Here is a 7,967-nt window from a genome sequence, read left to right on the forward strand (position 1 = left end):
GGTGGCTCCCGCTGTCTGCATGTTTCAGGTTCCGGGCCTGTTTTGCCTTAATTTGAAGCCTGGGGTGAAAGCCCAGGCACTGGGAATGGGCGACGCTTTTGGAGGGCCGGGTGCCTGCCGACGATCGGTGAGCTTCCTATAATACTTTGGTGCAGTATCATTCCCCCTAAATTGGAAAGATTGCTCTATGAAAGTTGTCATTCTGGCGGGTGGTCTAGGCACGCGCATCTCCGAAGAATCTTCCCTGCGTCCAAAGCCGATGATCGAAATTGGCGGCCGGCCGATTCTTTGGCACATTATGAAGATTTATTCTGCTCATGGGTTTAATGAATTTATTATTTGCCTTGGTTACAAAGGGTATGTGATTAAGGAATATTTTTCGAATTATTTTCTGCACATGGCGGACGTTACCTTCAATATGGAAGGCAACCGAATGGAGGTGCATCGCGAGGCGGCTGAGCCTTGGCGCGTCACCCTGGTGGAAACAGGGGCCAGCACGAACACCGGCGGCCGTCTGAAGCGTGTCGCGCCCTATGTCGCCAATGAACCTTACTTCGCCCTGACCTATGGCGATGGCGTGTCCGACATCGACATCACCGCGCTGAAGGCCTTCCATGAAAACCACGGCAAGTTGGCGACTGTGGCTGCGGTGCGTCCGCCCAACCGCTTCGGTGTGCTGGACATTGATGATCAGTCACAGGTGTTATCCTTCCGGGAGAAGCCGGTGAACGAAGTCGGCTGGATCAACGGCGGCTTTTTCCTGCTGTCGCCCAAGGTGGTCGATCTGGTCGAAGGTGACAACACCATCTGGGAACGGGAACCCCTGGAGACCCTCGCCGCGCAACGGCAACTAAACGCCTTCTATCATGATGGCTTCTGGCAGCCGATGGACACGCTGCGAGACAGGAACTACCTGGAAGAGCGCTGGGCGTCAGGCAATGCGGAATGGAAGGTTTGGTCGTGAACTTGCGCTCAGTATGGAATGGTCGTCGGGTCTTCCTGACAGGTCACACCGGCTTCAAGGGAAGCTGGATGAGCTTGTGGCTGTCGGCGCTGGGGGCAAAGGTGACGGGCTATTCCCTGGCCCCGCCGACCACGCCTAGCCTCTTCGACTTGGCGAATGTCGCGGATGGCATGGACAGCGTCATCGGCGATATCCGGGATCTGGCCGCGCTGGAGACTGCATTCGACCGGGCACGGCCGGAAGTCGTCATCCACATGGCGGCCCAGCCGCTGGTGCGTGCCTCATACAGTGATCCGCTGGGTACTTATTCCACCAACGTCATGGGTACGGCCAACGTGCTGGACGTGGTCCGCCGAACCCAAGGGGTGAAGGCGGCCATCGCCATCACCAGCGACAAGTGTTACGAGAATCGTGAGCAAATCTGGGGTTATCGCGAACACGACCCCATGGGGGGCTACGACCCCTACAGCAACAGCAAGGGCTGCTCTGAACTGGTGGTGTCGGCTTTCCGCGATTCCTATTTCAAGAAGGCCGGGTCTTCCGTGGCATTGGCCTCAGTGCGGGCTGGCAACGTCATCGGTGGTGGCGACTGGGCGACGGACCGCCTGCTGCCCGACGCCATGCGCGCCTTCATGGAGGGCCGTGCGTTGGAAATCCGCAATCCAGGTGCTGTACGGCCGTGGCAGCATGTGCTGGAACCGCTCTACGGCTATCTGCTGCTGGGCGGTTTGTTGTTGGGCGACAACGGCGTCGATTTCGCGGAGGGTTGGAACTTCGGCCCCGGTAGTGACAGCAATCAGCCTGTCTCCTCCATCGTGGATGCCGCGGTGGCATCCTGGGGTGACGGCGCCGCCTGGCGCCAGATGGGCGATCCGGCTGGGCTGCACGAGGCCCATTTCCTGCACCTGGACTGTACCAAGGCCAAGGTGCGGCTGGGCTGGACACCGATCTATGACTACCGTCAAGCCGTGGCGCTGACGGTGGAGTGGTTCAAGGCCTACCGGGCGGCCTCAGACATGCGTGCTTTGACGGCACGGCAGATCAGTGCGTATATGGACCAGCTGAATCAGGCCGCGTGATTTTTTAATGTTATTTCCCTTACGGTACGAAAGGTGCGAGTGATGCCAGTGGATGGGGCCAAAGAAAAGGCGGCGGTGCTGCGTGAGCAGATTATGGGCTTGGTCAGTGAATATTATGACCTCATGCACAAGCCTGCGCCGTTCGTAGCCGGCACATCGCCTGTTCCGGTTTCCGGCCGGGTATACGATGCTCATGACATGCAGAGCCTGGTCGATAGTGCCCTGGATTTCTGGCTGACAACGGGCCGCTTCAATGACGCGTTCGAAGCGCGTCTGGGTGAGGTGGTGCAGCGCAAGCACGTCCTGACGGTGAACTCCGGTTCGTCCGCCAATCTCGTGGCGTTCTCGGCCCTGACGTCCCACCTGCTTAAGGACCGGGCCCTGAAGCCGGGTGACGAGGTCATCACCTGCGCCACCGGCTTTCCCACAACGGTCAACCCGGCGCTGCAGTACGGTCTGACGCCCGTCTTTGTCGACATCGACATCCCGACCTACAACATCGATCCTAAGCAGATTGAGGCGGCGGTCAGCGACCGCACCCGGGCCATCATGGTTGCCCACACGCTCGGCAATCCCTTTGACCTGGACGTCGTCATGGAGGTTGCGCGCAAGCATAACCTTTGGGTTATCGAAGATTGCTGCGACGCGCTGGGGGCAACGTATCGGGACAAGCCCGTCGGCACGTTCGGCGATATCGGTACCGTCAGCTTCTACCCGGCCCACCACATCACCATGGGTGAGGGGGGCGCGGTCTTCACCGACCGGCCGCTATTGCGCCGCGCCATGGAGTCCATGCGCGACTGGGGCCGCGACTGTTACTGCCCGCCGGGCAAGGACAACACCTGTGGCAAGCGTTTCCAGTGGCAGTTGGGTGAACTGCCGACGGGCTATGATCACAAGTATATCTACTCCCATATCGGCTACAATCTGAAGATCACCGACATGCAGGCCGCTATCGGCCTGTCGCAGATGGACCATCTGGACGGTTTCATCGCGGCCCGCCGGCGCAACTTCGACCTGCTGACGCAGGGCTTGGCCGATCTCCAGGACGTGCTGATCCTGCCGGAGGCCACGCCGCATTCCAATCCGTCCTGGTTCGGCTATCCCATCACCGTGCGCGAGAACACAACGTTCGACCGCCGGGCCCTGGTGACGCACCTTGATGCGCATCGCATCGGCACGCGCCAACTGTTCGGCGGTAACCTGCTGCGCCAGCCCTACATGGCCGGCCGGCCGCGCCGGGTGGTCGGAGCGCTGACCAACAGCGACGTGGTGATGAACCAGACCTTCTGGATCGGCGTCTATCCCGGCCTGGGTGAACCGGCCATCGACTACGTCGTCGATACTATCCGGGCCTTTGTGCGCCGGTAAGGGGCATCTCTCCGAAAGGATTTCCTCGTTGCGCATTGCCATCACGGGGGCCAGCGGTTTTCTTGGACTGCCCACCGCCCGCCTGCTTGTGGACCAGGGCCACACGGTGGCGGCTGTGGTGCGGTCAAGCGCCAGGCCGCTGTCCGGGCTGGAGGGACGGCTTTCCATCATTGAGGGGACGCTGGAGGCCGTATCGGACCTGGAAGGACCGCTCACGGACTTCCAACCCGATGTGGTCGTTCACTGCGGCTGGGCGGGCGTAGGCGGTGCCGACCGGGACCGGCCCGCGCAGTTGCATAATATTGCAGCCGCCGGCGAACTGGCGGCCATGGCCGGCCGCGCCGGCGCCCATTGTTTCATCGGCATCGGGTCGCAGGCGGAGTATGGTCCGGCCGACCGCCGGGTGGACGAGGAACAGGCTCCACGCCCCACCACGCTCTATGGCGTCGCCAAGTTGGCTTCCGCCCTGGCTACGGAACGCATCTGCCGACAGGCGGGGCTGCGCTGGGCCTGGCTGCGGGTGTTCTCGCTGTTCGGCCCGCGGGACAATCCCGGCTACTTGATCCCGACTTTGATCGAGCGTATCCGCCAGGGTCAGTCGCCGGCGCTGACGGGTTGCGAGCAGCGCTGGGACTATCTATTCGTCGATGACGCCGCTGCGGCCATCGCCTCCGTGGCGGAAAGCGCCGTGGCGGATGGCATCTTCAATCTGGGAGCGGGCGACGCTCCGCCTTTGATCGAGACCATCAGCCGGATTCGTGATCTCATCGATCCGGCTGCGCGATTGGGGGTGGGGGAGATCCCCTATCGGCCCGACCAGGTGATGCATCTGGAAGCGGACATTTCGCGCCTTACGGCGGCTACCGGCTGGCGGCCGCGTACTCCCTTGGGCGATGGCTTGAGGGCGACTGTCGCTTGGCATCTCCAGCAGGCGGCGCGGCATGGGTGAGGAGCAAGCCGGTTGTCAAGGGACGGATGTGGCCATGCCCTGGATGGGCGGAAAGGTTCCGCCGGCAGTATCGCGTTTCCTACCCGCTCGCTTCCGCGACCTGCTGGCCGACGAGGCGAAGAGTCGGCAATTGTTTGAATTCGCCCGTTTTGTTGTCGTCGGTATCGGCAATACCTTGTTCGGCTATGCCATTTTCGCCTTGCTGCTTTTGACGCTGGGCGACCATCGCATGGCCCTGGCGATTGCGACCGTCATCGGCGTGTTGTTCAATTTCCTGACGACAGGCGGAATCGTTTTCGGTAGCCGGCAAATACACCGCCTCCCATTCTTCATTGTTGGTTATGCGGTTTGTTTTGTTATCAATTTGTGGGCATTGGACTATCTGAACCATGGCGGTGTGCCGGCGATCTGGGGGCAGTTGATTTTGCTGCCGGTGATGGTTGTCCTGTCCTTCTGTATAAATAAATTTATCGTCTTTAGGGGCATCCGTTGAAAAAAATCTCCGTCGTCACTCCTTGCTATAATGAAGAAGAGAACATCGCCGAATGCTATTCGGTGGTGAAGGAGATCTTTGAGAAACATCTCGGCGGTTATGAGCGCGAGCATGTCTTTTGTGACAACGCCTCCACCGACAGGACACTGGAGATCCTGAAGGGGATCGTCGCCGAGGACGTTTGCGCCCGCATCATCGTGAACGCGCGCAACTTCGGCCCCCTACGTAACAACTATAATGGGGTGATGGCCGCTACCGGTGATGCGATCTTGCTGTTCCTGCCGGCCGACCTGCAGGATCCGCCGGAACTGCTGCCTGAATTCGTGAAGCTATGGGAACAGGGCTACGAGATCGTCTACGGCATCCGCGCCACCCGGGAAGAGGGGTGGCTGATGCGGTCGGTGCGGGGCTTCTACTACAACATCCTGACCCGTTTTTCCGAAATCCAGATCCCGCCAGGGGTTGGGGACTTCCAACTGGTCGATCGCCGGGTGGTGGAAGCGATGCGCCGCATCCGCGACACCTATCCCTTCATGCGCATGATGACCTTCGAATGCGGCGGCCGCGCGGTGGGCATTCCCTACCGCTGGCGGGCACGCAAGCGTGGCTTTTCGAAGAATCGCCTGTCGGCACTGTTCGACCAGGGCATGAACGGTATCATTTCCTTCACCACCGCTCCTTTGCGATTCGGCTTGGTCGCGGGATTCTGCGCCGCTACCTTTAGCCTAGTCTATGCCATTGCCAACTTCCTAATCGGTATCATCTTCTATCACAAGGTGGCCGAGCCCGGGATCCTAACCCTAATCGTTGCATCTTTTTTCTTCGGCGGCGTGCAGTTGTTCTTCACCGGGCTGATCGGCGAATACGTGCTAGCGATATACAGCCGCGTCCGGGAAAAGCCGGTGGTTTTCGAGCGGGAGCGCATCAACTTCACCGGCACCTCCACGGTGGTCGAGCCGGTCACGCCTGATAAGGCGCTGGAGGGCTAACCGGCCCTTAAGATGTGGGGAGCCCGCCCCGAGTGTGTTAAATAGGCCATTCATGGGGCCGCGGTGCCTCCGGCGTGCCTGGAAAACGCGGCGCGCCGGAGGACCAGCAGTATGAGCAGGAGCGCACAAGGCATGACCGGAGCCGAATACATCGCCGCCTTCCTTGCCAGCAAGGGGATCAAACACGTCTTCCTGATGACGGGCGGCGCGGCCACCTTCATGATCGATGCCATCGGCAATCGGGATGATATCGAATATATCTGCGTGCAGCACGAGCAGGCGGCCGCCATGGCGGCCGACGCTGTATGGCGGACCAACGGCACCGTCGGCGTCGCTATGGCCACCTCTGGCCCAGGGGCGACCAACCTGTTGACCGGCATCGCCTGTTCCTATTTCGATTCCATTCCGGCCCTTCACATCACCGGCCAGGTGAACATGAAGGAAAGCAAGATCCTTGGTGGGGCGTCGCCGCGGCAGATCGGCTTCCAAGAAACAAAGATCGTTGAGATGGCCCGGCCCATCACCAAGTATGCGGTGCAGGTGCACACCCCGGAAGACTTGCGCGTTGAACTGGAAAAGGCCTATCAGGAGGCTATTAGCGGCCGCATGGGCCCCGTGTTGATCGATGTGCCGATGGATTTGCAGCAGGCCGAGGTGGGTGATCTCCTGTCGCCGCCACCGATGCAGAATCCCGCGCCGGCGGACGACGAACTGGCTAGCATCGCTGCGTTGGTCAACCAAGCCCTTGAAGGGGCCTCCCGCCCCCTCATCTACTGGGGTGCCGGTGTTGGCTTGGCGGGTGTGGCGCCGGAGGTGGAAAAGTGGGTGCGGGCGTCGGGCGTGCCCATGGTGTCCAGCTGGAATGGTTCGACCTATTTCGACCACACCATGCCCAATTACTGCGGTACGGTCGGCGTCTACGGCAACCGGGGCGGCAATTTCCTAATCCAGAATTGCGATGTCATGCTGGTGCTGGGCAGTCGCTTGGATAACCGCCAGCGCACGGGCAACACAAAGAACTTCGCGCCGACTGCCCGGGTCGTCGTTCTGGACATCGATGCCGAGGAATTGGCGAAGTACAAGAACAACGGTTATGTAACGGCGGCGCTGGATTTCAAGCATCTGCCGGTGGTCTTGGATCAGGTGCGCATGCCGCGGCCGAGCAATGCCTGGCTGGACCACGTGGCGCTGATGCAGGAACGGTACGTCGGCAAATGTCAGAGCACCTACGCCGCCTCCATCGGCAGCCAGTCACCTTATGACGTCATTCGGCGGGTCAATCAGTTGGTGGATCGCGATGCGGTGATCCCCAACGACACCGGGGCCGCCCTCTGCTGGTTCTTCCAGATTTTCCATCGCACGGGCCAGACCATCTTCACCGCCGGCGGCAATTCTCCCATGGGCTATTCGCTGCCCGCCGCCATTGGGGCCAAGTTGACGGCGCCAGATCGCCAGGTGGTCTGCTTCTCCGGCGATGGCGGCTTCCAGCTCAATCTGCAGGAACTGCAGACAGTGGTGCACTATGGCTTGGATATGACCATTGTGGTCATGAACAACGGCGGCTACGGTATCATCAAGCAATTCCAGGACGCCTATATGAACGGGCGATATTATGGTACCGGCACAGGCTACAGCCAGCCTGATTTCGGCAAGATCGCCCAGGCCTATGGCATCGAGTACCACCGCATTGAGCGGCCGGAGCAGATCACGTCGGAAATGTTGGCGCCCAAGGGCATACGCTTCCTCGACGTCATCTTGGACAGTCGTACCCAGATTGAGCCCAAGGTGGAAATGGGCCGGCCGCTGAACGACCAGTTCCCTTACCTGGACGACGCAGAGTGGGCGGAGGGCAATGCCTTCGTGGAATATAAGCGCATGGGGCGCTGACTCTATGGCCGGCTGCGTTTAATCTGGAACCACGGCCGGCTATAGATTGAGTCTGTCCACGAGAAGTGTGAATCGGCGTGGAATAAGGACCCCGTATGAGGGGTGATCGGCGTCCAATCGGGACCCCTTTTGTGCGGGTCCATACTGGCTCCCATGGCAATGGCGGGAGCCTTGATTGGGATGCTGATAGTGGAGACGATCGCGAAGATCCGGCGCGCCTATTTTGTTCAGCAGA

General features: G+C 60.4%; 7 protein-coding genes. All 7 read left to right on the top strand.

Translation table 11 applies throughout. From position 1 onward, the window contains the following. Nucleotides 1-187 precede the first annotated feature (187 nt). A complete protein-coding gene (gene rfbF / locus FHS74_RS17305; protein WP_184802797.1) occupies nt 188-964 on the top strand; it encodes a glucose-1-phosphate cytidylyltransferase in 777 nt (258 codons plus the stop codon). Beyond that, a complete protein-coding gene (rfbG, locus tag FHS74_RS17310) occupies nt 946-2,043 on the top strand; it encodes a CDP-glucose 4,6-dehydratase (protein ID WP_184802799.1) in 1,098 nt (365 codons plus the stop codon). The genes rfbF and rfbG overlap by 19 nt, the downstream gene beginning before the upstream one ends. A 42-nt stretch (nt 2,044-2,085) precedes the next feature. After that, a complete protein-coding gene (gene rfbH / locus FHS74_RS17315; RefSeq protein ID WP_184802802.1) occupies nt 2,086-3,414 on the top strand; it encodes a lipopolysaccharide biosynthesis protein RfbH in 1,329 nt (442 codons plus the stop codon). A 28-nt stretch (nt 3,415-3,442) separates the two neighbouring features. Then, on the top strand, nt 3,443-4,363 hold the full coding sequence (locus FHS74_RS17320) for an NAD-dependent epimerase/dehydratase family protein (RefSeq protein WP_184802804.1): 921 nt from the start codon (nt 3,443-3,445) through the stop codon (nt 4,361-4,363). After that, nucleotides 4,356-4,856 carry a GtrA family protein gene (locus FHS74_RS17325; RefSeq protein ID WP_184802807.1) on the top strand — a complete coding sequence of 167 codons (501 nt, stop codon included), beginning with the start codon at nt 4,356-4,358 and terminating at the stop codon, nt 4,854-4,856. Before FHS74_RS17320 ends, FHS74_RS17325 begins: the two co-directional genes overlap by 8 nt. Beyond that, the gene (locus FHS74_RS17330; protein WP_184802809.1) at nt 4,853-5,845 is read left to right on the top strand and encodes a glycosyltransferase family 2 protein; all 993 of its coding nucleotides are present in this window, start codon (nt 4,853-4,855) and stop codon (nt 5,843-5,845) included. The genes FHS74_RS17325 and FHS74_RS17330 overlap by 4 nt, the downstream gene beginning before the upstream one ends. 132 nt (nt 5,846-5,977) lie before the next feature. After that, the gene (locus FHS74_RS17335) at nt 5,978-7,732 is read left to right on the top strand and encodes a thiamine pyrophosphate-binding protein (RefSeq protein WP_184802811.1); all 1,755 of its coding nucleotides are present in this window, start codon (nt 5,978-5,980) and stop codon (nt 7,730-7,732) included. The last annotated feature ends 235 nt before the right edge of the window (nt 7,733-7,967 follow it).

The sequence above is a fragment of the Nitrospirillum iridis genome, assembly GCF_014205765.1.
GTDB lineage: Bacteria > Pseudomonadota > Alphaproteobacteria > Azospirillales > Azospirillaceae > Nitrospirillum > Nitrospirillum iridis.

Coding starts and splice junctions, on each gene's coding strand:
- rfbF (WP_184802797.1), top strand. CDS start 188: ATGAAAGTTGTCATTCTGGCGGGTGGTCTAGGCACGCGCATCTCCGAA.
- rfbG (WP_184802799.1), top strand. CDS start 946: ATGGAAGGTTTGGTCGTGAACTTGCGCTCAGTATGGAATGGTCGTCGG.
- rfbH (WP_184802802.1), top strand. CDS start 2,086: ATGCCAGTGGATGGGGCCAAAGAAAAGGCGGCGGTGCTGCGTGAGCAG.
- FHS74_RS17325 (WP_184802807.1), top strand. CDS start 4,356: ATGGGTGAGGAGCAAGCCGGTTGTCAAGGGACGGATGTGGCCATGCCC.
- FHS74_RS17335 (WP_184802811.1), top strand. CDS start 5,978: ATGACCGGAGCCGAATACATCGCCGCCTTCCTTGCCAGCAAGGGGATC.